Source organism: Bradyrhizobium guangdongense (assembly GCF_004114975.1).
Taxonomy (GTDB): domain Bacteria; phylum Pseudomonadota; class Alphaproteobacteria; order Rhizobiales; family Xanthobacteraceae; genus Bradyrhizobium; species Bradyrhizobium guangdongense.
The window spans coordinates 4,965,631-4,989,909 of sequence record NZ_CP030051.1 but is presented as its reverse complement, the minus strand read 5'-3'; the positions used below and the strand labels follow the sequence as shown (position 1 = coordinate 4,989,909).

Below are 24,279 nucleotides of genomic sequence, written 5' to 3'. Positions count from 1 at the left end.
CCATGAAAGCAGGTCTCGTGATCACCGCCCATCCCGGCGATTTCGTCTGGCGCGCCGGCGGCGCGATCGCGCTGCATGCGAAGAAGGGCTACCGCATGAAGATCGTCTGCTTGTCGTTTGGCGAGCGCGGGGAGAGCCAGTTCGCCTGGAAGGAGAAGGGCGCGACGCTGGAATCGGTCAAGGCCGGCCGCAAGGATGAGGCCGAGCGCGCGGCGAAGCTGCTCGGGGCCGAAATCGAGTTCTTCGACTGCGGCGATTATCCGCTCAAGCTGACCGAAGCGCATTTCGACCGCATGGTCGACATCTACCGCGAGCTCAACCCGAGCTTCGTGCTGACGCACGCGCTGGAAGATCCCTACAATTTCGATCATCCGAATGCGGCGCATTTCGCCCAGGAGACCCGTGTGGTCGCCCAAGCCATGGGTCACAAGCCCGGTGCGCAGTACAAATATTCGGCGCCTCCGGTGTTCCTGTTCGAGCCGCACCAGCCCGAGCAGTGCAACTACAAGCCGGACATGATCCTCAAGATCGACGAGGTCTGGAAGGAGAAGTACGAGGCATTCCAGATCCTCGCCGCCCAAAAGCATCTCTGGGGCTATTACGAGCGCGTCGCGCTCAACCGCGGCATCCAGGGCAGCCGCAACACCGGCGTGCCCATGACCTATGGCGAAGCCTATCAACGCCTGTTCCCGACCGTTGCGGAGGAATTGGCATGAAGCCGGTCGTCGTCCGTAACATCAAGCGAGCCGATCCGGCCGGGATGGCCGAATACGGTGTCTCGACGGTGCACGAAGCCTATGGCCGCCTCGGTTTGATGAAGCCGTATTTGCGGCCGGTCTGGGCCGGGGCATCGATCGCCGGTCCCGCTGTCACCGTGCTGGCGCAGCCCGGCGACAACTGGATGATTCATGTCGCGGTCGAGCAGTGCAGGAAAGGCGACATCCTCGTCGTCGGCTGCACCACCGACAATACCGACGGGATGTTCGGCGAACTGCTGGCGACCTCGCTGCAGGCGCGCGGCGTGCAGGGCCTCATCATCGATGCGGGCTGCCGCGACGTCAAGGCGCTGCACGAGATGAAGTTTCCGGTGTGGTCGCGCGCGGTCTCGGCCAAGGGCACGGTCAAGGCAACGCTCGGCTCGGTCAACATCCCCGTGGTCTGCGCCGGCGTGAACGTCGATCCCGGAGACATCATCGTGGCCGATGATGACGGCGTCGTCGTGGTGCCGAAGCGTTACGTCGCTGAGGTCGCCGGGAAGGCGAAGAAGCGCAACGCCGACGAGGGCGGCAAGCGCGCCCGTCTGGCCTCGGGCGAACTCGGCCTCGACATGTACAGCATGCGCGAGGCGCTGGCGAAGGCCGGGCTCGTCTATGTCGATAATCCCGAGGACGTGTAAGATTGTTTTGAGCATGATCTCTTCGGAAAACCGCTGCACACTTTTCCGGATCATGCTCGCGAAAAGCGGAGCGGGTGGATGGATCGTCTCAAGCTGAAGGCCGTGCTCGGCAATCACCCTCACGTCAAGGCGGTGAAGAGCGGCGAGCTCCGCTCCGATCTGTTCGAGCTCGACTTTATCGAGTACACGCCCACCAACACCGCGTTCAAGCCGATGGTGCGCGAGCAGGCCTTCGACGTCTGCGAGATGGCGATCGTCACCTATCTGATGGCGAAAGCCCACGGCAAGCCGCTGGTGCTGCTGCCGGCCACCGTGCTCGGCCGCTTCCAGCATGCCTATGCGCTATACAATCCGGCGCACGGGACGGTCGGACCATCCGACCTCGAAGGCAGGCGCGTCGGCATCCGCTCCTTCACGACGACGACCGGCGCCTGGATCAGGGGCATTTTGGCCAACGATTACGGCGTCGATCTCGGGAAGATCAAATGGGTGACCTTCGAGGATCCGCATGTCGCCGAATATGTCGACACGACCGAGCGCGCGCCGAAGGACAAGAAGGTTCTGCAGATGCTGCTCGACGGCGAACTCGATGCCGTCCTAGGCGAGACCACTGACAATCCCAAACTGAAGTCGCTGTTTCCCGATCCGGCCGCGGAAGCCGCGAAATGGTATGACCGGCGCGGCGTCGTGCCGGTCAATCATCTCGTGGTCGTGACTGAGCAGCTCGCGAAAGCGCGTCCCGACGTGGTCGCGGGCGTCTATGATCTGCTCAAGCGGAACAAGGAGCAGGCGGGACCGGCGGCGACGCCCGACGTCGTTCCGTTCGGGATCGAGGCCAACAGAAAGCCGTTGGAGCTGATCGTCGACTACGCATTCCAGCAGGGGCTGATCCCGCGCCGCTACGCGGTTGAAGAGCTGTTCGACGAAACGACACGAGGGTTGAACTGATGGTGGATCCGAAGCGGTGGCAGATCGGGCTTGTCGGTTATGGCGAGGTCGGCCGGATCCTGGCCGAGGATCTGCGCCAGCAGGATATCAAGGTCGCGGCCTACGACATCAAGCTCGGCGGCGAGCAGGGCGCGCCGCTCACGGAGCATGCGGCGAAATTCGGCGTGACGCTCGCGGCCTCTCACGCCGAACTGACGGCGAAGTCGGATTTCATCGTTTCGGCGGTGACGGCCAGTCAGGCCGTGCCGGTGGCAAGAGCCTGCGCGGCCGCAATCAACCAGGGCACCTGGTTCCTCGATTTCAACTCGGCCTCTCCGGGCGCCAAGCAAAGGGCCGCGGCGCTGATCGACGGTGCCGCGGGCCGCTATGTCGAAGGTGCCGTGATGACCTCGGTGCCGCCTTACCGGATCAAGGTGCCGCTCCTGCTGGGTGGCCCCGGCGCGAAGGAGCTGGAACCGCTGCTGAACGCCATAGGCTTTGCGGCCAAGGTCGCGAGCGACAAGCTCGGCGTCTCATCCGCCGTGAAGATGTGCCGCAGCATCATGATCAAGGGACTCGAGGCCATGGTGATCGAAAGCTTCACCACTGCGCGCGCCTATGGCGTCGAAGATGCCGTATTGGCCTCGCTCGCGGAGACCTTTCCGGCGATCAATTGGGAGAAGCAGGGCGCCTATTTCTTCCAGCGCGTCATCGAGCACGGCCGTCGCCGGGCCGAGGAGGTGCGCGAGGTCGCCGAGACCGTGCGCGAGGCGGGGCTGACGCCGTGGTCGGCGCAGGGCACGGCCGAACGTCAGGCCTGGGTGGCCGATCTCGCCGACGAGGGTCTGTTCGGACCCAGGGGAACGAAGGAGTTTGCCCGCAGTCCGGACTGGCGCACCGAGGCGGATCGGATCCTGGCGAAAATCAAACGCTGAGGCCGAGCGCCACGTTCAGCTCAGGACCATGCCACGATAGCTCGAGACTTCGTCGCGGGCGGCCTCGATCAGGTCGATCAGGCTCTTGGCTTGGCGGACGACGTCCTTAGTGCGTACGCTCCTGAATTCGGTCAGGATCATGCGAATGCATTTGTCGGCGGTGTCGAGCGTCCACAGCGCGCGGGCCATGTCGTCGCGCGAATGGATCGCCGAGATATCGAGGCTGGAGAGCGCTTCGCCGATGCCGTTCAATCGCTTGACGGCCATTTCGGCGGGCGTGTTGGCCCGAATAGATTGGTAATCGATGCTGCTGAATGCGCTGAACAGATCCATAACTTCCTCAGAGAACGCAGACGGTCAGGACGCGTGTCGTATTATGGTTAGTGCCACCTTTCTCGCAACGCGTTGGGATACGGTCCGGGATTCTACCGGACTCGGGATTCGGCCGCGAATTCGCGAGAAATCGGGCCGAAAAGACCCAATGATCAGCGTTGTCTCCCGACAATCGTACCGTTAGACGCAACAAGCATACCTGCCTTGTAGACAGCGCGGCCCGGGGGCGCCGCGACCACGGCCTCCGGCACATGCTCTGCGTCCAACGTCACGAAATCGGCTTTGGCACCCACCCGCAGGCCGTAATCTTCGAGCCTCAGCGCCTTGGCGCCCGACGCAGTGACCAGGTCGAATGCGACCCGCAACTCCCCGTCGGTGTTGAAGCCCGAGCGATAGCCGAGCGTCGTCGCCCGGCGCAGCATGTCGCCGTCGCCATAGGGCCACCAGGAATCGCGGATGTTGTCATTGCCGCTGAATACGGTGACGCCGGCATTGCGCAGGACAAGAATTGGCGGGAACGGCCGCGTGCCGGGCGCATTCGTCATGATCGCGACGCCGGAACGAGCGAGGGTGTCGGCGACTGATTTGAGCTGGTCCATCGTGATGTCGCCAAGTCCATAAGCGTGGCTGATGGCGACGTGGCCCTCCATGCCGAGCGCGCGCGTCCGCGCCGCGATCTGCTCGATCTCGAAGGCGCCGAGCGTACCCATGTCGTGCAAGTGAATGTCGACGTCGACGCCGTGCTTGTCGGCGACGCCAAACACGACGTCGAGGTGCTTCTCGACATCGCGATCAAAGCTTGCGGGATCCAGCCCGCCGACGAGGTTTGCGCCGAGGCCGATGGCCTCGTCGAGCAGTTGCGGTGTGCCGGGGCTCGTCAAGATGCCGCTCTGGGGAAAGGCGACGAGCTGAATGTCGATCAGGCCGCGATAGTCCTCGCGCACGCGCAAGATCGTCTCCAGCGACTTCAGGCCGACCGAGCCGTCGACCATGACGTGGCTGCGCATTTGCGTGGTGCCGTGACCGATGCAGAGATCGAGCTGGTTGCGCGCCCGTACGTCCATCGGTGCGGCCTCAGCCATGTTCTGGGCCTGGAAGGCGACGCGTTCGTGCACGTTGAAACCGTTGGTGCAGGGCTTGTGCGGACGCCAGGCATCGCCATAGAAGCTGGTGTCGAGATGGATGTGGCCTTCCACGAAGCCTGGAGCGACCAGCGCGTTGCCGAGGTCGATGGTCGCGGCGCCGTCTGTGGGCGCATCAGTCGGCAGGAGCGCGGCGATGCGACCGTCCTTGACCGCGATGTGATGCGGCGTCCCGTCGTCGAAGCGGGCGTTCAGGAAGATCTTGTCGAAGGCCATCCGGTGCTCCGTTGATCGATTGATGTCGCGCGCGCTCAGTTTCGCGGACGAAGCAGCTTGGCCGGCGCGCGCTCAAAGGTCTGTCGGCCATTCTTGAAGCCCATCAGGATATCCGGCAGCTCCGCCACGGCGAAGCGGCTGTCTTTGATGTCGAGCACGACGAGATCGGCGAGCTTGCCGACTGCGATCCCGTAATCTCCGAGGTTCATCAGCCGCGCCGGCAGCTCGGTGACAAGGTCGAGGCAGGTGTCGAAATCGCTGACGGAGGCGTGGGCGGTGTTGGCGTAAAAGTTCGCCATCCGCAGCAGCGAGGCATCGCCGAACGGTGTGAACGGGTTGAGCACGTTGTTGGTCGCGACCGAGCAGACGACACTGTCGCCCGCGAGCTTGTGCGCGAGCGTCAGCCCGCGCGGCGCGTTGTGGGTGGCCTCGCGTCCCATCAAATAGAGATCGGTCGCCGGCAGCACCGTGACGGCAACGCCGGCCTTCGCCAGTTGCGCGGTGGTAGCCTTCAGCCGGTCCGGCGGCATGGCGGATAGTTTTGTGGCATGCCCGATCGCGACGCGGCCGCCGTAGTTGCGCCGCTCGGTCTGCCTGATGACCTCGTCGAGATGCGACCAGGACGGATCGAGATCGAAATCGAGATGGAGGTCGACGTCGAGGTCGAACTCCTGGGCGAGGTCGAAAATGCGTGCGAGATGTGCGCTCGGGTCGGTGTCCGTATACGGGCAACCACCGATCGCATCAGCGCCGTCGCGCAAGGCCTCCACCAGCAGTTCGTCGGCTCCGGGATCGTTGGTCAGGCCTTCCTGCGGGAAGACGCAAAGCGACAGATCTATCGCCCAGGCATAATCGCGCTTGAGCGCTTTGATTGCCTCGAAGCTCCGCAAGCCGATGCGCGGGTCGATCTCGACATGGGTCCGCATCCGCGTCGTGCCGTGCACGATGGCGCGCTCGAGCACTTTGGCGCCGCGCGCATAGACGTCGTCGGTGGTGAAGTCACGCTTCATCGCCGAGACGGTACGGATCGCATCGCCGAGCGTGCCGTGAATGTGCCCGCAGCGCTCGAGGATGCAGGCCTTGTCGAGATGGATGTGGGTGTCGACGAAGCCGGGCAGGGCCAGCCGGCCCTCGAGATCGACTTCGACGGCTTCGCAGGCCAGCCTGGGTTCGATCGCGGCAATACGCCCGACTTTCACGCCGATATCTACGGGCAACGGGGATGAGCGCAATCGAGCGTTGCGGAAGATCAGGTCGAAGGCTGTCTGGGTGATCATGGCAGGGAATCTTGATCGAGAACTTATAGCAATCGGGGAGATGGCAGGCGTGCAGCAATGTAGCGCGGGATTTGATCAAAATATATGCGTTCTCCCTGATGTCCTCGCACCTATCGAAGGCGGGGATAGCTGATAGACGCGGGCTGATCTGGTGATTGGCGCGCGCCTGGGCTACCAGAATCTCGATTGCGCCCGAGATGGAGGCGCAGCCCATTCAGGAGCCCCCCGATGCGTCTACCCGCCGTTGTTCTGGCCGTCACATGTCTTGCAGGCGCGGCCTCGGCCGAGGATCTCACGGGGACGCTTCAGAAGGTCAAGGAGACCAAGAAGATCACCCTGGGCTATCAGGAAGCCTCCGTGCCCTTCAGCTATCTCGACGGCAACCAGAAGCCGGTCGGCTTTGCCATGGACATCTGTTTGAAGATCGTCGATGCCGTGAAGAAGCAGCTCGCCATGCCCGACATCGCCGTCGACTATGTCGCCGTCACCTCGTCGAACCGCATCCCGCTGATGGTGAACGGCACGCTCGATCTGCACTGCTCGGCGACCACCAACAACGCCGATCGCCAGAAGCAGGTCGCCTTCACCAACACGCACTTCCTCAGCGCGACGCGATTTGCAGCGAAGAAGGCCGCCAAGATCAACACTATCGACGACCTCAAGGGCAAGGCGGTCACGGCGGTGGGAGGTTCGGTCAACCTGAACCAGCTGGCCAAGGTCAATTCCGAGCGCAACCTCGGCATCAAGATCATGCCGGCCGTGGATCAGGCTGAAGCGTTCCTGTTGCTGGAGACCGACCGCGCGCAGGCCTATGCGCTCGATGACGTGCAGCTCGCGGTTGCCATCGCGCGCTCCAAGGAGCCGGGCCAGTTCATGATCAGCGAGGAGACCTTCTCCAAGCCTGAACCCTACGGCATCATGCTGCGTCGGGACGATGCGCCGTTCAAGGCGCTGGCCGATCGCGCCACGGCCGAACTCTATGCGAGCCCGGAGATCGAGGTGCTCTACAGGAAGTGGCTGGAATCGCCGACGCCGCCGAACGGCCTCAACTACAACGTCCCGATGTCGGCCGCTTTGCGCAACGCCTTCAAGAACCCGAGCTCTAGCGCTGATCCGGACGTATACCTGGTGAAGTGAGCCGGGGCGCAGCCTGTAAACCCAGCCGGTGCGCGGCGCTCGGGAACCCCATGCGAGATGCCGCGAGCCGGTCGCCATTTCGTGATCGGCTTTAGGATTGCGAGCTAATAGTTAGTCTCCTATCTATTTGGCGTGGTTCCCTCCCAGCCTCATATCCACAGCGAAATCGGCCGGCTCGTCGCGCGCCTCGCCCGCCTTTGGCGGCGCGAGTCGGATCAGGCGCTGTCCGACCACGGCCTGTCCTACGCGACTGCAATTCCACTCCTGGTGCTGTCGCGCCAGGGCGAGAACGTGCGGCAGGGCGTGCTCGCCGACGAACTCGGCATCGAGGGACCGTCGCTGGTCCGGCTGGTCGATCTGCTTCAGGCCGAAGGCCTGGTGGAGCGGCGGGAAGACCCGACCGATCGCCGAGCCAAGACGCTCCATCTGACCAAAGCGGGCGAAACCAAGGTCGAGGAGACCAACCGGGTGCTGCGCCGCGTGCGGGCCAGCCTCCTGAAGGATATCCGATCCGAGGAACTTGCCATCACCTTCAGGACTCTTCAGCGCATCGAACAGCGAGCCGCCCGGCTGCAGGACGCCAAGGCCGGCCCCGAGGCGAAGTAGCGATGCGCACAGATGAACCGTTTCTGGTCCGCCATGCGGACCTGATCTTTGCTTTGAAGACGTTTGCCGCGTCGATGCTGGCGCTCGTCATCGCGCTCGCCATGGACCTGCCGCGGCCCTATTGGGCGATGGCGACCGTCTACATCACCTCGCAGCCGCTGGCCGGCGCCACCAGCTCGAAGGCGCTTTTCCGCGTCATGGGCACGCTGGTCGGGGCGATCATGACGGTGGCGCTGGTGCCGAACCTGATCGACGCGCCGGAATTGCTGTGCCTCGCCATCGCGCTCTGGGTCGGGTTCTGCCTTTATCTGTCGCTGCTCGACGGCACGCCGCGCAGCTATGTCTTCATGCTGGCCGGTTACACGGTGGCGCTGATCGGCTTTCCATCGGTGTCCGAGCCCGGCGCGATCTTCGATACAGCGGTCGCGAGGCTCGAGGAAATCTCGCTCGGCATCATCTGCGCCAGCCTGGTCTCGACCATCGTGCTTCCGCGCAGCGTGGCGCCTGCTGTTGCGGCCCGAGTCGATAGCTGGCTCTCCGATGCACGCCACCTCAGCCAGGTCGTTCTGCTGCATGAGGGCACAAGTGAAAGCCGCCGCGGCAGGCGTATCAAGCTCGCGACCGACATCGTCGAGATCGACACGCTCTCGACCCATCTGGCCTACGATCGCCTGACCGATCGTAACGTGGTGAGCGGTCTCGGCGAGATCCGGCTGCGGATGCTGATGTTGCTGCCTGTGATCGCCTCGCTCGAAGACCGGCTCGCTGCCCTCGGCGACCAGGCGCTGCGTCGGCAACCGGAACTGAAGCGATTGCTGGAAGATCTGGCGCAGTGGATCGTCAGCGATGTCGGCGCGCGGCAGCCGGCCGAACGAATTCGCGACATGATTGCCGAGCGGCAAGCCGTGCTCGATGACAGCACGTCCTGGGAGCGGATCATCATCACGAGCCTGCTGTTGCGGTTGCGCGAGCTCGTCGATCTCTCGGGCGATTGCCGTGAACTGACCGAGGCGATTGCCGAGAGCCGAAGCGTATCGACCCTCGACCTGACCTTCCATTCCGAGGCTGGCGCCGCGTCTGTACGCCATCGGGACCGCGGACTCGCGATGTGGTCGGCCGCCGGCGCGGCAACGGCCATCCTGATCTGCTGCGGGTTCTGGATCGGCACAGGCTGGCCTGACGGCGCCTCGGCGCCGATGATGGCGGCGGTGGCCTGTTCCTTTTTTGCCGCGCAGGACGAGCCTGCGCGCTTCATCCGCAGTTTCGGCCTGTGGTCCCTCGTCTCCATCGTGGTGGTCGCGATCTATCTGTTCGCGTTGGTCCCTGCAATCTCGCACCTGGAAGTGCTCGTCTTCGCGCTCGCGCCGGCTTTCCTGCTCTATGGATTCCTGATCGCGCGGCCGGCAACGGCAGGCACCGGCATGGCGCTCGCGGCCAACACGGCGACGCTGCTGGCGCTGCAATCCACCTACAGCGCGGATTTCGCGTCCTACGCCAATTCCGCCGTCGCCTTTTTCGTCGGCGTCGTGATCGCCGAACTGGTGACGCGGATCGCGCGCGGAGTGGGGGCCGAGTGGATCGCCAACCGTCTGGTGTTGTCGGGTTGGATCACGATCGCAATCGCCGCCGAGAGGCGGGGCAAGCACGACCGCGCGGAGTTCGCGGGCCTCATGCTGCACCGACTCGGGCTTCTGGTTCAGCGCATCGCCTTTCTCTCGGAGAGCGACCGGCGCGACGCCGATAGCTTGGTGCAGCTCCGCATCGGAATCAACATCATTGATCTGCGCCGAGCGCGCTACGGCCTTGCGGTATCGACCATCTCCGTCATCGACGACATGCTCGACCAGCTTGCCGCCGCGTGCCGCAACTATGCGGGCGGTGGCATGCCCCACGACCTCCTGACCAGCGTCGATCGCGCCCTGGCCCAAGCCGTGAAGGATCCCAATGACCGCGCGCGCGAAGACGCTCTGATCGGCCTTGTCGGCATCAGGCGGGGCTTGTTCCCGGACGCGCCGGCCTACCGGCCGCGCGCAGGCGAGAGTCTGGCGGCATGAGATATGTGATCGACATCTACGGCGTGCTCGTGCCGGCGCTGCTGCTCTGGATCATCGTCGCCTATGCGCTGAGCGCGCTTCTCCGCCTGGTCATGCAGCGCTTCGATCTCTACCGCCTGGTCTGGCACCGCGCGCTGTTCGATTTTGCTGTCTTCGTCTGCCTGCTCGGCGGCGTCGTCTATCTCTCGGAGTATCTCTCATGAAAGGGAATTTTGCCCGGCTCGGCCGGCTTGCGGTGACGATTATTGCCGTGGTTGCGGCGCTCGCTGTCGGCCGCGAGCTGTGGGTCTACTACATGGAATCGCCCTGGACGCGCGACGGCCGTGTCCGCGCCGACGTGGTTCAGGTTGCGCCCGATGTCTCGGGCTTCGTCACCGACGTGCTGGTCAGGGACAATCAGAACGTCCGCCGCGGCGAGGTGCTGTTCAAGATCGACCGCGAGCGGTTCGCGCTGGCGCTGCGGCAGGCCGATGCGTCGGTCGCGGGGCACCAGGCCACGCTCGATCAGGCCAATGCCGATCTGAAGCGGTACAGCGCGCTGACGACGGATGCGGTGTCGCAGCAGAAGCAGGAGCAAGTGCTCGCGACCCAGCTTCAGGCCAAGGCTGCGTTCGATCAGGCTGTTGCCGACCGCGCGCTCGCGCAGCTCAATCTCGATCGCAGCGAGGTTCGGGCCTCCGTGAACGGTGTGATCACCAACATGGATCTGCGGCCCGGCGCTTACGTCACCGCCGGGAAAGGCGTGATGGCGCTGGTCGACAGCGACACGCTGCATGTGGAGGGTTATTTCGAGGAGACGAAGCTCGCGCGCATCCGCATTGGCGACAAGGCGCAGGTTCGCCTGATGGGTGAGAAGGGTACCCTCACAGGCCACGTCGAAAGCATTGCCGCCGGCATCGAGGATCGCGACCGCGCCGAGGGCGCAAGCCTGCTTGCGAACGTCAACCCGACCTTCAGCTGGGTCCGGCTGGCCCAGCGCGTGCCCGTACGCATCGCGCTGGACAAGGTGCCCGAAGGAATGTCGCTGGTCGCGGGGCGTTCCGCGACGGTGGAGGTCGTGAACTAGCCGGTTTGACGCATTCGAATATTTTGGGCCGACATCGGGTAGAGCGTCTCAGGTCCCGTTACGACTGGCCGCGATCTAACCAATTTCCAGATAGTCCGGGCCAGGCAGCGTTGGAAACGACGAGGTCGGCAGCGTCTGATACCAGAACGCGACCGAGGCGATATCGTCCTGCAGCGGCAGGTATTTGGCTTCCTTGACGCCGGGCAGCCAGCCCAGCGCCTGGATCGTCACGCGAAGGTCGCTCTGGAAACGGATGGGGTCGGGGATGTGCCAGCGATACATGCCGAAGCGTTGCTGCGACTTGTAGACGCCGTCAGGGCGGATCACTTGCGGCAGACCGGCGTAGGGCGTGGTGAACTCCACATAGCGCGATTGTAGCTGGCCCGCATGCGCGACACAGGGATCGAAATTGTAGGCACCGCAGAAATAATCCTCGGTGCCGGTGCCGCAGATGGTCGGGAATTCGCCGTCGCCGTCGATGAAGAACTTGATCTCGCCTTCGCCCCACCAGCCGTTGTTGTTGACGCCCCACGCCATGTAGGTGCCGACATAGTGGCCGCGTCCGCTCACGCCATCGAGGATGGTGTAGACTTCCTTGTAGGGAAGCGGATTGGTGCGGCGGAATTGGGCATGGAAGTAGGCGCAATCCTCGGGCACCTCGGTCAGGGTGTAGTTGATCTGATAGTAGACCGTGAGCGCTTCCTCGCTGCGGTTCTCCATCGTGAGGCGGGCGCGCTTGCGGAACGGCATTTCCCAGTAGCAGTTGAAGGCGCGGCCCGGGTTGACGCAGACCGCGAGCGACGACACCTGCGCGAACTCCTCCCATCCGCAGGCGAAGAAATCACCGGCTGGACATTCTACGCTCGGATGCTCCTGATCGTCCCAATACACGCGCAGGATCGAATGGCGCAGGCGGCCGCGCGCCAGCGTCATCCAGATCTGCTGGATCGCGCCCTGGCCCTTGATGTCGGCGAGTGTGAACGTCGCGCCGGGCTCGATCACGACATAGGGCGACACCTTCCAGCCTTGGCCGAGGTCACGGGCCTGCCGTGCCGCGGGACCGTCGACGGCCATGCCGCCCTTGCCCTTTTCGCCTGTGAAGTTCTCGGGGCTGATCGAACGCGTCTGCGCGTTCGACAGGCGCGAGAGATTGCCGAGATGCAGGCCCAATCCGGAAAACGCCATGATATCCTCGAGAAGGAGTAGCGATGTCTCGGATATATCGCCGGCGAATCTACCAAAAGGTGAAGATCATCGCGCAATGAGATGGGCTAACCTATCCGGCGCGATATTCCCTGAACTTCTCGCGCAGCGCCGATTTGAGCACCTTTCCGGTACCGGTCATCGGGAATTCGTCGAGGAACTCGACCGCGTCCGGCATCCACCAGCTTGCGATCTTCGGACGCATATGGTCGAGCAGGGTCTTGCCGTCGATGGTCGCGCCCTTCTTGCGGACAACGAGGAGGAGAGGGCGCTCTTGCCACTTCTCGTGCGCAATCGCGACCACGGCGGCTTGCAGTACGTCGGGATGGGACAACGCGATGTCCTCGAGCTGGATCGAGGATATCCATTCACCGCCCGATTTGATCACGTCCTTCGAGCGGTCGGTGAGCGTCACGTGGCCGTACTGATCGATCACGGCCATGTCGCCGGTGATCAGCCAACCGTCGCGGTCGAGTCCCTCGTCGAGCTTCATGTAGCCGGAGGCGACCCAGGGCCCGCGGGCGCGCAAATGACCGACGGTCTTGCCGTCGCGCGGCAGCTCGTTGCCGCTGTCGTCGACGATGCGCAACGTCGTGCCGAAGCAAGCACGGCCCGAGACCTGGCGGCGGTCGAAGATCTCGGTTTCGCTGAGATGCTCCGAGCCGGGTCGCAGCCCTGGCATCGAGCAGCCCAGCGCCTCCGTCATGCCCCAGGCCTGGATATAGTCGACGCCATAGTCGCGCTTGAGCTTCTCGACCATCGCGCGCGGCGGTGCCGAACCTGACGAGAGTGTTGCACGCAGCCGTGAAAACTTATTGCCGGTGCGGCCGAGCCAGTCGAGTAGGATCAACCAGAAGCTCGGTACGCCCGCCGACAGCGTCACCTTCTCGCCCTCCAGCAGTTCGTAGAGCTTGTCGGGTTCGTAATTGCGGCCGGGCAGCACCAGCTTTGAGCCGGTATATGGCGCGGTGAACGGCATATTCCAGCCGTTGCCGTGGAACAGCGGCGCCATCGGCATCATCACCTCGCGCACCCCCTCGAGATGCCCGGGAATAAAGTCGGCGCTGCAGCAGGTCATGGTCTGCAAGATCGCGGCGCGGTGCGAATAGATCACGCCCTTGGGATTGCCCGTCGTGCCCGAGGTGTAGCAGATGGTGGAGGCGGATTTCTCGTCGAACTGCGGCCAAGCGAATCCCGCATCGCTCTCTCTAGCCAGCAGCTCCTCGTAGCAATGCACGTTAGCAAGCTTCGTCTCCGGCATGCGTTCGCGCGATGACATGATCACGTAAGCCTCGACCGTCGTCAGCTGCGGCGCGATCGCCTCGACGATCGGCAGTGTGGCGCGGTCGACGAAGAGGATGCGGTCTTCGGCGTGATTGATGATGTAGACGAGTTGCTCGGGGAATAGCCGTGGATTGACGGTGTGCAGCACATAACCCATGCCTGGCGCTGCATAGAACATCTCGAAATGGCGGTGCGTATTCCAGGCGAGCGTACCGACGCGATCCCCCTGGGTCATGCCGAGCCGCTTCAGTGCCAGCGCCATGCGCTTGATGCGCTGATGGGCCTCGGCATAGGTGTAGCGATGGATGTCGCCCTCAATCTCTCGCGCGACGATCTGCGCTTCGCCGTGATAGTCGGCGGCATATTGGATCAGCCCGCTTATCAAGAGCGGCATGTCCATCATCAATCCCTGCATCGTCCCCTCCGAAAAGCCGTGCGCCTTATCATGTCGTTGCATGCCGCGTTCGTGCTTGCGTGGAAGGTAGCGGAAAGCCGCGCCACGTCCACGCAAAAAGCGCCCGATATGATTGCGTGCGTTGCTTTTTCAGGGCTAACTGGCGCGGGCTGCCGCCGAAGCGGCGCACCGCCGTGGAGGAGATCGATGTCAGCGGAAAGACACAAGATCGGTGCAGCCGGCGCGCCTAGCATCGATGTTGACGCCTTGCGTGCGCGCTATCGCGACGAGCGCGACTTGCGGCTGCGCGCGGAAGGCAAGGCGCAGTATGTCGAGGTATCAGGCGGTTTTGCTCGCTATCTCGACGATCCCTGGGCCAATGCCGGATTTGCGCGCGAGCCCGTCAGCGAAGAGACGCAGGTCGTCATTGTCGGCGGTGGCTTCGGCGGTTTGCTGTGTGGCGCACGCCTGCGCACGGCTGGCATTACCGATTTCCGCATCGTGGAAAGGGCGGCCGATTTCGGCGGCACCTGGTACTGGAATCGTTATCCGGGCGCTGCCTGCGATACCGAGAGCTACATCTACCTGCCGCTGCTGGAAGAGACCGGGTACATGCCGGTGCGCAAATATGCGCGCGCGCCGGAGATCTATGAGCATTCGCGCCGCATTGGCCGTCACTTCGGCCTGTACGAGTGCGCGCTGTTTCAGACCGTCATCTCGCGCATGGCTTGGCAGGAGCAGGAGAGCCGCTGGCTGGTCGAGACCGATCGGGGAGATCGCATCCGCGCGCGTTTCGTCATCCTCGCTGGAGGACCGCTCAGCCGGCCGAAGCTGCCGGGCATTCCCGGCATCGAGACCTTCAAAGGCCACAGCTTCCATACCAGCCGCTGGGACTACGCCTACACCGGCGGCAGCGCGGAGGGGGGGCTCGACGGTCTGGCCGACAAGCGCGTCGGCATCATCGGCACGGGCGCGACCGCGGTGCAATGCGTGCCGCATCTCGGCCGGTCAGCGAAAGAGCTCTACGTATTCCAGCGTACGCCGTCGGCGATCGGCGTGCGGGACGACCGTCCGACGGACCATGCCTGGGCGGAAAGCCTGAAGCCCGGCTGGCAACGCGAGCGGATGGACAATTTCACCGCGGTGATTTCGGGCGAGCCGTTCGAGCAGGATCTGGTGCAGGACGGCTGGACCGGCCTGCTTGGCGAGATACTGCTGGCGCCGCGCCGTCAGCCGCAGCCGGTGACGTCGATGGACGAGGCACTGAGGGTGATTGAGCAGGCCGACTATCGCAAGATGGAGGAGATCCGCGCGCGGGTCGACACCGTGGTCAAGGATGCGGCGACAGCAGCGGCACTGAAGCCCTGGTACAAGGCGTTCTGCAAGCGGCCGTGCTTCCATGACGAATATCTCGACACGTTCAATCGGTCCAACGTGCATCTCGTCGACACCAAGGGCAGGGGCGTCGAGCGCATCACGGAGAGTGCGGTCGTCGTGGACGGCAAGGACTACGAACTTGACTGCCTGATCTACGCCAGCGGCTTCGAGGTCGGAACCGACTATGCACGCCGCATGGGATTTGAGGTCTATGGCCGTGACGGCATCAGCCTGTCCGAGCGCTGGCGCGATGGTGTCAAGACAATGCACGGCTTCTACAGCCGCGGCTTTCCGAACTGCTTCCTGATCGTGACGGTGCAGGCCGGACAGAGTGCCAACTTCCCGCACATCATCGACGAGCAGTCGCAGCACATCGCCTATGTGATCGCAGAAGCGCGCAAGCGGGGCGCCAGGACCTTGGAGCCGACGCTCGCTGCCGAGAACGCCTGGGTCGACGAGGTCGTCAAAGCCGCGGTCGGCCGCCAGACCTATCTCGCCGAGTGCACGCCCGGCTACTACAACAATGAGGGCGTGTTCGATCCTGTCGCAGCGCGAAACAGCCAATATTGGCGTGGACCAATGGCGTTCCTGCGACTGCTTGCCAAGTGGCGGAAGGAGGGCAGGCTGGATGGTTTGGAATTGACCTATGGACCAGACGTGAAGGCCGGCGGTTCCCCGGTTCCGGCATGAGCGGTATGATCCCGGCTCCCACGGGGGCGACGCGGCTCTACGCCATCGTCGGCGATCCCATCGCGCAAGTGCGTTCGCCCGCCGGCGTTTCCGCGGAATTCGCTGCGCGGGGTCATGACGGCATTCTCGTTCCGGTGCAGGTTGCGACCGCCGATTTGTCCAATTTTCTTTCCGTAGCGGTGCGGCTGAAGAATCTCGACGGGATCGTCGTGACCATCCCGCACAAATTCGCCTGCTACCAGGCATGTACCAGCGCGACCGATCGCGCGCACTTTCTGCGCACGGTCAACTTGATGCGCCGACGCTCTGACGGATCGTGGCATGGCGATATGGTCGATGGTCTCGGCTTCGTGGGCGCGGCCCGGGCGAAGGGGATTGATCCCCGCGGCAGGCGGGCGCTTCTCGTCGGCGCCGGTGGGGCAGGCTCGGCCATCGCGCTTGCCTTGGTCGAGGCCGGTGTGAGCGAACTCGCGATTCACGACAGCGCGTCCGAGCGCCGCGACGCGCTGATCGACCGCCTCAACGGTCTCGGCAAGGTGCCGGTGCGGGCCGGCACGATCGATCCGGCAGGCTTCGACTTTGTCGCCAATGCCACACCCGCGGGGATGGTGGACGGCGATCCGCTGCCGGTCGACGTCACGCGGCTGACGCCGGCGGCCTATTGCGGCTGCGTCATCACCAAGCCTGAAATTCCGCCTTTCATCGCACAAGCCCGTAAGCTCGGTTGCATCACCGCAACCGGCACCGACATGTACCTGCAGCACCAGAGCATAATGGTGGATTTCCTGCTCGGGACCGACGGCGGGCGGTAAGCCTTCGATTGATGTCAAGCACATTGCTTGCATTGATTGCACTGGCTTGAGTGCGCGGGGCTGACGTAGGATCATGCCGGCGCGCGCCTGTCGCGCGATGAAGAGGAGGGAACGCAGGAATGACTGAGGGCAAGACCGTTGCGACGGCGATGATCGGCGCGGCCGCGTTCCTGTTGGCCTTGATGCCCGCCGCCCATGCCGCGCAATGCGGCAACGGGCCCGGCGGCTTTGAGGCCTGGAAACGCGAGTTCAGCGCGGAGGCGCAGGGCAAGGGCATCGGTCAGACCGCAATCGCGGCCCTGATGCAGACCAATTACGCCAGTGCCACCATCAATGCTGATCGCAGCCAGCACAGTTTTTCGCTCTCCCTCGAGCAGTTCCTGGCCAAGCGCGGCGCCACCACCATCGTGGCACGCGGCCGCTCGCTGAAGCAGTCGCAGGCGGCGATGTTCGCCTCGATCGAGCAGCGCTACGGCGTGCCGCCGGGCCCGCTGATTGCAATCTGGGGCATGGAAACCGGTTTCGGCAGCCAGCGCGGCAATCAGAACATGCTCTCGTCGATCGCGACACTGGCCTATGACTGCCGCCGTCCCGAATTCTTCACCGAGCAGCTCTATGCGGCGCTGAAGCTGGTCGATCGGGGCGTGCTGTCGGGCTCGACCCGCGGCTCCATGCATGGCGAGGTCGGCCAGACCCAGTTCATGCCCAAGAACATCCTGGCCTACGGCACCGGCAATCTCGATGTCGCCGCCAACGCGCTGAGCTCCACGGCGAACTTCCTGAAAGCCAATGGCTGGCGGGCGGGAGCCGGTTACCAGCCGGGTGAGCCGAATTTCGCCGCCATCCAGGCGTGGAATGCGGCAGGTGTCTACCAGAAGGCCATCGCGCTGATGGGTCGGCAGATCGACGGGGGCGGCGGGGCGGCGGCGCGCTGAGGCGCTCCGCAAGGCGTGACCGCGCATGCCGAGAAAGTTGTTGCTTTCGGGAACCGACGGCACGACGTTTGCTTTGATCGAGTTCAGGGCTGGGCATGAGGAGACTCAACATGGCTACCCAGATCGTGATGGACCAAACGGGCGATACGCGCCACGAGTTTGATCCCGAGAATGCCGAAGCGCTGGCGCAGGCCGAACAGCGCTTTCGGGAATTGACCGGCGCGGGCTTTACCGCTGCGTACCGGACCGGACCCGGCGAAGTCACGCGTATCAAATCGTTCGATCCGACCGCGCAGGAAACGCTGTTCTATCCCCGCCTGGTCGGCGGCTGATCTGAACGGCCGATGATCGCGGTCTTCAGGTTTCGCGCGCCCGCGCGAGCGCGTCTGCACGCGCTCCGCGAGCTCTATCGGCGCTTCTTCGGCGAGAATACGCCCGAGGCGCGCGGACGCCGGTTATTGTCTGAATGGCTATCGGCCGAGCAGCGCGCGCAGTTCGAGCAGCACCGGCATTTCGACGTCGTCGGTTGTGACAGCGGCAAGCGCTATCGCATTCATTACGGCACTGCCGCAAATGTCCACGAAATCGATGAGGCCGGAATCGCAACGATGGGGTGGTGCTTCGTGCCGTCAGGCTTTCTCGTGCCTGGTGACGTGATGCTGGCGCAGAAGATCGCGCTCGAAACGGACGAAAAGGGGGCCTTGGCGCTCGCCAACCGGTTTCCGCCGGCAACGCATTCGGAGCATTTTTACCGGAGGCCGTTCTAGGATCGCGGGCGCCGGTTAGTCGTGCGTCGCACGATAGGCATCGAGCGCGTGCGCCGCGAAAACGCCGATGCTGCAAAGGGCGAGGAGGGCTGACACCAGCTCGATCATAGTTCGTCCTCCCCTAGAGGCTGGGCGACGAGGTGCTGGCAGCAGGCATATTCATAGATCAGGTCGAGGATGAATTGCATGACACGCGTCCCTGTATGATTTTGACGGCCAGTTAACCGGCCCTCTGTTTCAGGCGTGTTTCGTCGAGATCGGAAAGGGGTTTCGCGGGGAACCGGAGCTGGTCTGCGGGCGGCGAAGCCGCTACATCTCGTGACACCGACCCATCCCTTCCAGCCGTGCGCAATGCGCCGGCGGCACGTTCCATTTCGAGGCAAAATCATGGCCCAGATCGCCTGGTTCGACGATCTCTCCGTTGGCATGCGTTTCAAATCCCCCGAGATCGAAATTACAGAGGCCGACATCAAGCGGTTTGCCGCCGAGTTCGACCCACAGCCGATGCATCTCGACCACGAGGCTGCCAAGCAGACCCTGTTCAAGGGCCTGGCTGCCTCGGGCTGGCACACAGCGGCGATTGCCATGAACCTCGCGATCCAGACCCGACCGTTCGGGTCGCACCCGCTGATCGGCGCCGGCGTCGACGGGCTGCGCTGGACCATCCCGGTGCGGCCGAACGACCGACTGCATTTGGTCGGCGAGGTCATGAGCCTGACCCCGTCGAAGTCGAAGCCGCAAGGCATCGCGCTGGTGAAGTGGACGATGTTCAATCAGAACGGCGAGGAGGTCTACACCTTCACCCCGATCGCCATCGTGCCGCGGCGTGCCTAGAGCGGCTCGCGCTTTGAAATAAACGGCCGATGTCTCGGATATTGGCAGACAGGACTTGAGCAAGAGGCAATAGCGATCGCGAGACGGTGCGTGATGCGTGGCACATAGCCCGCTCGCTGTTCGCATTTATCCTAGTCTTTGGCGAAAACGTCCAAGCCGCACCCTGCGGTAGACGTTACGCAAGGACGATGTTCGCTATTCCAGCATCTCTCTCCGACGTCTTTTCGTCGACGATCACAGGTGGTTGGCGTTTCCTCGTTGCCGGCCTGCAGACTGCATTGCCCGCCCGATGACGATCGTCGAGGCGCAAAGATTCTCCTTGCTGGTCGGCGAGATCTACGACGCGGCCGTCGATCCCGCGCGGCGAAGCGCCGTGCTCGAGCAGGTTGCGGGTTTCGTCGGCGGTTCGGCTGTCACCATTCTCTTGCGGGACGCAGCCCGGCTCTCGATCGAAATCCACCAGCATCATGGAATGGACTCCCGCTTCCGCGATCTCTACCGGGATCGCTACGTCGAACTCGATCCGTTGCTCGATCGCCACCTCGACCTTGCCGTCGAACAGACCATCGGCGTGGCCGATGTGATGCCCTATCCGGACTTCGTGGCTACCAGGTTCTATCGGGAATGGGTGGAACCGCAGGGCGCCGTCGACCTCGCGACCGCCGCGCTCGAACGATCGAACGCGCGCATGACGGTCATGCAGGTCATGCGCAGCCGATCACGCGGGACCGTAGACGACGCAATGCGCGAACGCATGCGATTGATCGCGCCGCACATCCAGCGCTCCCGCGCCATGAGCAGGCAGATCAGAGCCCGCTCGTACACCGTGGCTGACCTCGCGGAAGTGCTCGACCGGCTGAGCACGGCCATCTGCCTGTTCGACGCAGACGGGCGAGTCGTTCATGCCAATGCGGCCTGCCGCCAAATGTTCGCCGACGGCGATCTGCTCGCCACCGTCGGCGATCGCGTGGTGGCGCGTAACACCCAGGCTGACAAAATACTCCGCACTCTCTTCGATGTCGCGGCTGGCGGAACCGGCTGGGCCGACCGCCGCAACATCGACCTCATGACTTCGACAAGCGGTCAGCACTATCTGGCTCACGCCTTTCCGACCACACACGCCCGCAACCTGCAACGCGACGGCGTAGCGACGGCGCTTTTCCTGCAGAAAGTATTGATGGCCCCGCAGTTCGCAACGGCGGCGATGAGCGCGGCTTTCAAGCTGACGCCATCTGAACTGCGGGTACTGATGGCGATCGTCGAGCTCGGTGGAGTTTCCGACATTGCGGCAAAGCTCGGAATTGCCGAGACGACGGTGAAGACGCATCTCGGTCGCCTGTTCGAGAAGACCGGCGCCGGCAGACAAGCTGATTTGGTGAAGATCGCGGGGGGCTTTGCTGCGCCGTTTGCGCTGCCGAGCGGTCCCGACAAGCCCGTGTGATCCAATTCACATCGTGCGCGGTGAGATTGCGCCATCTCAATCCATTGTGAAGACCAGGCTGCGTTCGTCCTCCGAACGCATGACGCTTGTCATTTGATACTTTCGTATAGGCGTCTTTTTGAAATGAGAGGGGCGATGCACGCCACCACAATACGCTTGACCGGATATGAGGCCGGAGAAGAAGCGGAACGTGGCCGAGCTTCCTCGTCGATTGGAGGATTGCAGTGAGCGGCAATGATGAATTGTTCATTGTGAACGTTTCCACAAACGATATTCTTGAAAGCGAGCGCGCGGCGACGCTGCGCGATTTCTATTGTCGCGGGGTGAAGGCCGAGATCGAGATCCGTGACGGTGAGCGCCTAGCGGCTAACCTCACGGCCCATTCGCTGCCAGACGTGCAGCTGATGCTGGGCACGCTGTTCGGCGCCCGGGTCATCCGCACCAAGCAGCTCGTTGTCGACGGCGACGACAGTCTTGCCCTGATCTGCAATCGATCCGGAACCATCGGCATCAGGGCGCGGGGACGCGAACTGCTCGTCGGCCCCGGACAGGCTGTGCTGGCCAGCGCCGAGGATGCGTCGACTTTCGAACGTTTTGCGACCGGCGAGTGCGTTTCGCTGCGCGTGCCCCGGCGCATTCTCGTGCCGATGCTCATGGATGTCGACGATACGGTCATGCGCCTCATCGGGAACCGCCAGACCGAGATCAGAGTGCTGGTCGATTACGCAACGTCGCTCGTGCGTGAGAATGCGCTTGCGACGGCAGCTCTGCGTCAGCTTGGCGTCGAGCACCTGCATGATCTCATCGCGCTCGTGCTCGGCGCCACCGACGACGTCAAGGAAGTTGCCGGCCGGCGCGGTGCGAAAGCCGCTCGGCTGCGTAGGGCAAAGTTCCTGATCGCCGACAATTGCTGGCGGCAGGACTTGTCGGTCGGCGGTGTCGCGCAGGAACTCGGCGTCACGCCGCGCTATCTCCAGCGCCTGTTCGAAGCCGACGGCAAGACGTTCTCCTCCTTCCTCATCGAGCAGCGCCTGAAGCGCGCCTATCGCATGTTGCGGGAACCGGAATTCGTCGAACGTCCGGTCTCTTCGATCGCCTATGACGTCGGCTTCGGCGATCTCTCTTATTTCAATCGCTGTTTCCGGCGCGCCTATGGTGCCACGCCGACAGACGTCAGGAGCGGCACGGCGGACTGATCGCGTCCCCGTGAAGCGGCCGGGTCATCCGTTCAGTCGAGCGGGGAATTTTTCATGGGATGTTTGATCCTGCAGTCATTGGCTGTGCCGGATGCGTTGCATGCGGCGCCGCTCGTTGGAGTTTTGAATGCGCCGCTTCTTCTTCGATCTGCTGGTCGATAACGTCGTGAAGATCGATCCGGGCGGAATGGTCTTCGAGCATGCCAAGGCGACGTTCGTGGTCGCCGACGAGATGGCGCGGCATCTGTTCGTCTGGCGCGATGATCTGCGCGACCGCAATGCCTGGATCCGCGTCAGGGACGCTGGCGGACAGGAGATCTATCGTGCCGCGGTCTGGGCTGAGAGTGCAGAGAAGGCGGGTTGGGACCAGGTCTGAAGCGGCAGTGTCGCAACTTTGCACCACTGGCAGTTGAAAGGGCGGCAATTCGTTCTGAGCGGAAACCCGGTCGCTTCTGTCCAAGTCGGACGATGGCCTCCTTCTACCTTAGCGTTAGCGATTCACAGTTCGCAGCGTCAGCCTCCTTCGATCGGAGGATGCTGACGCAACAAGCCTGCATGCCCCTCGGGCGGAAGGCATCGCTTGGGGAATGAAGATGAAACGAAAGCTTCTTGCGACCGTCAACCGCGGTCTGCTGCGGGTCCCGGTGTCGGCGGTCCTGCTGGCGCCGTTGCTGGTCGCCAATCGGGCCGAGGCCGCCTGCACGCCGGTCGCGCCGGTGAGCAACGCAACCATTGTCTGCTCGGGAAACGTCGACACGCAGCAAGGCGGCGTTACGGGATATGGGACTTTCAATGACAACAATAATAGCTATCGAGTCGAAGCGGGGGCGCAGGTCGACGGGACCTCCTTCGGCATCAGGACCGGCTCCGGTGGCACTCTCACAAATCTCGGCATTATCGACGGACCCAACGGCGCCGGCCTCACGGCAGGCGATGTGACGGTGTCTAACGCCAGTGGCGCCACGATCTCCGGGTTCAACGGCATCACGGCATCGACGCTCAATCTCGACAATGCCGGAGCGATCGCAAGTGGCCTGCAAGGGCACGCCATTGATGCGACTGCCGTCACCGTGAGCAGTTCCGGAACGATCATCGGCATTGGTGCGAACTCGATCGGAATTAACGCAACAACGGTGAACGTGACGGCAAACACGGGCACGATCGCCGGTGTCCGGTTTGGCGTTTCGGTAACGGCCGACGCCGCCATGGCCAACGCTGGAGGCGTAAAGGCAACCGGCGCAAATGGCGTCGGCATCACCGCTGATGGCAACGCCTCGATCGACAATCGCGGAACGATCTCGGCGCTGGCTAGCGGCGCCAGCGCAACATTCCTGATCTTGTAAACTTCGATGAATACCGCCGCGGTCGCTTTTATCAGGAATGGCTGCGTCCCCAGGGATGTGCCGACGCCGCGAATGTAGTTCTGGAGCAGGCGAATTCGTCCTGTCCGATGCTGATGACGGTCATTCCGGGCAGGCAGATGCTGGACGCGAAGATGCGTGCGCGCATGCGGCTGGTGGCCCCGCATGCAAGCCGCGCCTTCATGATCAACCGGACGATCGAGCAGAAGCGACAGAAGTCGATGGCGCTGGCCGATGTCGTCGATCGTCTCAATGCCGGCGTGATCCTGCTCGATTCCGCCTGCAACATCGTGCACAGCAATCCGGCTGCCGATGCGATCCTGGATGCCGAAGATGTCCTGCGATCCGTTCACGGCCGGCTGCTGGCGCGGTCGTCTGAAGCGAATGCAGCTCTGCGCGACGTCTTTCGCGGCGAGGCGGAGGTGGCTGCTGCGGTGGCAACGGACCGCAAGATTCAACTGACATCGCGTGATGGATCCCACTACATCGCCCAAGTGATCGCGCTGCCCTCGCTGTTACGAGAGGGGAATGCAGGGCGCACCCGCGGCGCCATCGGCGCCCTGTTCGTCTGGATGGCGAAGCTCGATGTTCGCGCCTGCGCCGGGTCGATCGACCGCACTTTCGAACTGACGCCTGCGGAGCTCAGGGTTCTGCAGTCGATCGTCGAGGTCGGCGGTGTGCCGGAGACGGCCGATGCGCTCGGAATCGCAGAGACGACCGTGAAGACGCATCTGCATCGCGTGTTTGCCAAGACTGGTACGAGCCGCCAGGCCGACCTCGTCAAGCTCGCGGCAGGGTTTTCCAACCCGCTCGTTCACTGACGCATCGTGCGCTGACGAGGACGTCAGCGCCAAATCCGCAATCTCTTCATCAGAATGTTATCGCGCATCATTCGT

25 protein-coding genes are annotated in these 24,279 nt (G+C 63.5%); 20 read left to right on the top strand and 5 right to left on the bottom strand.

The features are described from left to right. Positions 1-2 precede the first annotated feature (2 nt). The 4 genes from X265_RS23985 (at position 3) to X265_RS23970 (ending at position 3,258) form a co-directional block, all read left to right on the top strand. Positions 3-716 (top strand): PIG-L deacetylase family protein, encoded by a 714-nt coding sequence (locus tag X265_RS23985; protein WP_128967036.1) that lies wholly within the window; start codon positions 3-5, stop codon positions 714-716. Next, positions 713-1,396, top strand: a complete 684-nt coding sequence (locus tag X265_RS23980) for a 4-carboxy-4-hydroxy-2-oxoadipate aldolase/oxaloacetate decarboxylase (RefSeq protein ID WP_128967035.1) — start codon at positions 713-715, stop codon at positions 1,394-1,396. Before X265_RS23985 ends, X265_RS23980 begins: the two co-directional genes overlap by 4 nt. Positions 1,397-1,474: 78 nt before the next feature. Next, positions 1,475-2,344 (top strand): substrate-binding domain-containing protein, encoded by an 870-nt coding sequence (locus tag X265_RS23975; protein WP_128967034.1) that lies wholly within the window; start codon positions 1,475-1,477, stop codon positions 2,342-2,344. Beyond that, positions 2,344-3,258 carry a DUF1932 domain-containing protein gene (locus tag X265_RS23970; protein ID WP_128967033.1) on the top strand — a complete coding sequence of 305 codons (915 nt, stop codon included), beginning with the start codon at positions 2,344-2,346 and terminating at the stop codon, positions 3,256-3,258. Before X265_RS23975 ends, X265_RS23970 begins: the two co-directional genes overlap by 1 nt. Before the next feature lie 15 nt (positions 3,259-3,273). Here X265_RS23970 and X265_RS23965 read toward each other — a convergent pair whose 3' ends face one another. The 3 genes from X265_RS23965 to X265_RS23955 form a co-directional block, all read right to left on the bottom strand. Further along, on the bottom strand, positions 3,274-3,585 hold the full coding sequence (locus tag X265_RS23965) for a hypothetical protein (RefSeq protein WP_128969385.1): 312 nt from the start codon (positions 3,583-3,585) through the stop codon (positions 3,274-3,276). A 158-nt stretch (positions 3,586-3,743) separates the two neighbouring features. Continuing rightward, positions 3,744-4,949: an amidohydrolase family protein gene (locus tag X265_RS23960; protein WP_128967032.1), complete on the bottom strand. Its 1,206-nt coding sequence runs from the start codon at positions 4,947-4,949 to the stop codon at positions 3,744-3,746. Between the two features lie 35 nt (positions 4,950-4,984). Continuing rightward, the gene (locus X265_RS23955) at positions 4,985-6,226 is read right to left on the bottom strand and encodes an amidohydrolase family protein (RefSeq protein ID WP_128967031.1); all 1,242 of its coding nucleotides are present in this window, start codon (positions 6,224-6,226) and stop codon (positions 4,985-4,987) included. Between the two features lie 228 nt (positions 6,227-6,454). Between X265_RS23955 and X265_RS23950 the strand changes: the two genes are divergently transcribed. From X265_RS23950 to X265_RS23930, 5 genes are all read left to right on the top strand, one after another. Continuing rightward, positions 6,455-7,363, top strand: a complete 909-nt coding sequence (locus X265_RS23950; RefSeq protein WP_128967030.1) for an amino acid ABC transporter substrate-binding protein — start codon at positions 6,455-6,457, stop codon at positions 7,361-7,363. Between the two features lie 132 nt (positions 7,364-7,495). After that, entirely contained in the window at positions 7,496-7,969 is a 474-nt protein-coding gene (locus tag X265_RS23945; protein WP_128967029.1) for a MarR family winged helix-turn-helix transcriptional regulator, read from the top strand. A gap of 2 nt (positions 7,970-7,971) precedes the next feature. Continuing rightward, entirely contained in the window at positions 7,972-10,023 is a 2,052-nt protein-coding gene (locus X265_RS23940; protein WP_128967028.1) for an FUSC family protein, read from the top strand. Beyond that, entirely contained in the window at positions 10,020-10,226 is a 207-nt protein-coding gene (locus tag X265_RS23935; protein ID WP_128967027.1) for a DUF1656 domain-containing protein, read from the top strand. The genes X265_RS23940 and X265_RS23935 overlap by 4 nt, the downstream gene beginning before the upstream one ends. Then, positions 10,223-11,089 carry an efflux RND transporter periplasmic adaptor subunit gene (locus X265_RS23930; RefSeq protein ID WP_128967026.1) on the top strand — a complete coding sequence of 289 codons (867 nt, stop codon included), beginning with the start codon at positions 10,223-10,225 and terminating at the stop codon, positions 11,087-11,089. Before X265_RS23935 ends, X265_RS23930 begins: the two co-directional genes overlap by 4 nt. A gap of 75 nt (positions 11,090-11,164) precedes the next feature. On the opposite strand, the gene X265_RS23925 is transcribed toward X265_RS23930, so the two are convergent. After that, the gene (locus X265_RS23925) at positions 11,165-12,274 is read right to left on the bottom strand and encodes a glycoside hydrolase family 172 protein (protein WP_128967025.1); all 1,110 of its coding nucleotides are present in this window, start codon (positions 12,272-12,274) and stop codon (positions 11,165-11,167) included. A 91-nt stretch (positions 12,275-12,365) separates the two neighbouring features. Further along, positions 12,366-13,991 (bottom strand): long-chain fatty acid--CoA ligase, encoded by a 1,626-nt coding sequence (locus X265_RS23920; protein ID WP_128969384.1) that lies wholly within the window; start codon positions 13,989-13,991, stop codon positions 12,366-12,368. A gap of 186 nt (positions 13,992-14,177) precedes the next feature. Between X265_RS23920 and X265_RS23915 the strand changes: the two genes are divergently transcribed. From X265_RS23915 to X265_RS23865, 11 genes are all read left to right on the top strand, one after another. Continuing rightward, positions 14,178-16,037, top strand: a complete 1,860-nt coding sequence (locus X265_RS23915) for a flavin-containing monooxygenase (RefSeq protein WP_128967024.1) — start codon at positions 14,178-14,180, stop codon at positions 16,035-16,037. Between the two features lie 5 nt (positions 16,038-16,042). Further along, positions 16,043-16,849 (top strand): shikimate dehydrogenase family protein, encoded by an 807-nt coding sequence (locus X265_RS23910; RefSeq protein ID WP_128969383.1) that lies wholly within the window; start codon positions 16,043-16,045, stop codon positions 16,847-16,849. 119 nt (positions 16,850-16,968) lie between these two features. Continuing rightward, positions 16,969-17,784, top strand: coding sequence for a lytic murein transglycosylase (locus X265_RS23905; RefSeq protein WP_128967023.1), 816 nt, complete (start codon positions 16,969-16,971; stop codon positions 17,782-17,784). A 110-nt stretch (positions 17,785-17,894) separates the two neighbouring features. Further along, complete coding sequence (locus tag X265_RS23900; protein WP_128967022.1) at positions 17,895-18,116, top strand: hypothetical protein; 222 nt, start codon at positions 17,895-17,897, stop codon at positions 18,114-18,116. Between the two features lie 12 nt (positions 18,117-18,128). After that, positions 18,129-18,551, top strand: coding sequence for a hypothetical protein (locus tag X265_RS23895; protein WP_128967021.1), 423 nt, complete (start codon positions 18,129-18,131; stop codon positions 18,549-18,551). A gap of 387 nt (positions 18,552-18,938) precedes the next feature. Beyond that, complete coding sequence (locus X265_RS23890; RefSeq protein ID WP_128967020.1) at positions 18,939-19,385, top strand: MaoC family dehydratase; 447 nt, start codon at positions 18,939-18,941, stop codon at positions 19,383-19,385. A gap of 289 nt (positions 19,386-19,674) precedes the next feature. Beyond that, positions 19,675-20,826 (top strand): helix-turn-helix transcriptional regulator, encoded by a 1,152-nt coding sequence (locus tag X265_RS23885; RefSeq protein WP_128967019.1) that lies wholly within the window; start codon positions 19,675-19,677, stop codon positions 20,824-20,826. Between the two features lie 224 nt (positions 20,827-21,050). Then, the gene (locus tag X265_RS23880) at positions 21,051-22,022 is read left to right on the top strand and encodes an AraC family transcriptional regulator (protein WP_128967018.1); all 972 of its coding nucleotides are present in this window, start codon (positions 21,051-21,053) and stop codon (positions 22,020-22,022) included. Between the two features lie 127 nt (positions 22,023-22,149). Continuing rightward, positions 22,150-22,398, top strand: a complete 249-nt coding sequence (locus X265_RS23875; protein ID WP_128967017.1) for a DUF6894 family protein — start codon at positions 22,150-22,152, stop codon at positions 22,396-22,398. A gap of 268 nt (positions 22,399-22,666) precedes the next feature. Next, positions 22,667-23,365 carry a hypothetical protein gene (locus tag X265_RS23870; protein WP_128967016.1) on the top strand — a complete coding sequence of 233 codons (699 nt, stop codon included), beginning with the start codon at positions 22,667-22,669 and terminating at the stop codon, positions 23,363-23,365. Positions 23,366-23,478: 113 nt separating this feature from the next. After that, the gene (locus tag X265_RS23865) at positions 23,479-24,204 is read left to right on the top strand and encodes a helix-turn-helix transcriptional regulator (RefSeq protein WP_244659293.1); all 726 of its coding nucleotides are present in this window, start codon (positions 23,479-23,481) and stop codon (positions 24,202-24,204) included. Positions 24,205-24,279 lie beyond the last annotated feature (75 nt).

Excerpts from the sequence above, each read along its gene's own strand:
- X265_RS23985 (WP_128967036.1), top strand. The coding sequence starts at position 3 with ATGAAAGCAGGTCTCGTGATCACCGCCCATCCCGGCGATTTCGTCTGG.
- X265_RS23980 (WP_128967035.1), top strand. The coding sequence starts at position 713 with ATGAAGCCGGTCGTCGTCCGTAACATCAAGCGAGCCGATCCGGCCGGG.
- X265_RS23975 (WP_128967034.1), top strand. The coding sequence starts at position 1,475 with ATGGATCGTCTCAAGCTGAAGGCCGTGCTCGGCAATCACCCTCACGTC.
- X265_RS23970 (WP_128967033.1), top strand. The coding sequence starts at position 2,344 with ATGGTGGATCCGAAGCGGTGGCAGATCGGGCTTGTCGGTTATGGCGAG.
- X265_RS23960 (WP_128967032.1), bottom strand. The coding sequence starts at position 4,949 with ATGGCCTTCGACAAGATCTTCCTGAACGCCCGCTTCGACGACGGGACG.
- X265_RS23955 (WP_128967031.1), bottom strand. The coding sequence starts at position 6,226 with ATGATCACCCAGACAGCCTTCGACCTGATCTTCCGCAACGCTCGATTG.
- X265_RS23950 (WP_128967030.1), top strand. The coding sequence starts at position 6,455 with ATGCGTCTACCCGCCGTTGTTCTGGCCGTCACATGTCTTGCAGGCGCG.
- X265_RS23940 (WP_128967028.1), top strand. The coding sequence starts at position 7,972 with ATGCGCACAGATGAACCGTTTCTGGTCCGCCATGCGGACCTGATCTTT.
- X265_RS23935 (WP_128967027.1), top strand. The coding sequence starts at position 10,020 with ATGAGATATGTGATCGACATCTACGGCGTGCTCGTGCCGGCGCTGCTG.
- X265_RS23930 (WP_128967026.1), top strand. The coding sequence starts at position 10,223 with ATGAAAGGGAATTTTGCCCGGCTCGGCCGGCTTGCGGTGACGATTATT.
- X265_RS23925 (WP_128967025.1), bottom strand. The coding sequence starts at position 12,274 with ATGGCGTTTTCCGGATTGGGCCTGCATCTCGGCAATCTCTCGCGCCTG.
- X265_RS23920 (WP_128969384.1), bottom strand. The coding sequence starts at position 13,991 with ATGCAGGGATTGATGATGGACATGCCGCTCTTGATAAGCGGGCTGATC.
- X265_RS23915 (WP_128967024.1), top strand. The coding sequence starts at position 14,178 with ATGTCAGCGGAAAGACACAAGATCGGTGCAGCCGGCGCGCCTAGCATC.
- X265_RS23910 (WP_128969383.1), top strand. The coding sequence starts at position 16,043 with ATGATCCCGGCTCCCACGGGGGCGACGCGGCTCTACGCCATCGTCGGC.
- X265_RS23905 (WP_128967023.1), top strand. The coding sequence starts at position 16,969 with ATGACTGAGGGCAAGACCGTTGCGACGGCGATGATCGGCGCGGCCGCG.
- X265_RS23900 (WP_128967022.1), top strand. The coding sequence starts at position 17,895 with ATGGCTACCCAGATCGTGATGGACCAAACGGGCGATACGCGCCACGAG.
- X265_RS23895 (WP_128967021.1), top strand. The coding sequence starts at position 18,129 with ATGATCGCGGTCTTCAGGTTTCGCGCGCCCGCGCGAGCGCGTCTGCAC.
- X265_RS23890 (WP_128967020.1), top strand. The coding sequence starts at position 18,939 with ATGGCCCAGATCGCCTGGTTCGACGATCTCTCCGTTGGCATGCGTTTC.
- X265_RS23885 (WP_128967019.1), top strand. The coding sequence starts at position 19,675 with ATGACGATCGTCGAGGCGCAAAGATTCTCCTTGCTGGTCGGCGAGATC.
- X265_RS23875 (WP_128967017.1), top strand. The coding sequence starts at position 22,150 with ATGCGCCGCTTCTTCTTCGATCTGCTGGTCGATAACGTCGTGAAGATC.
- X265_RS23865 (WP_244659293.1), top strand. The coding sequence starts at position 23,479 with ATGACGGTCATTCCGGGCAGGCAGATGCTGGACGCGAAGATGCGTGCG.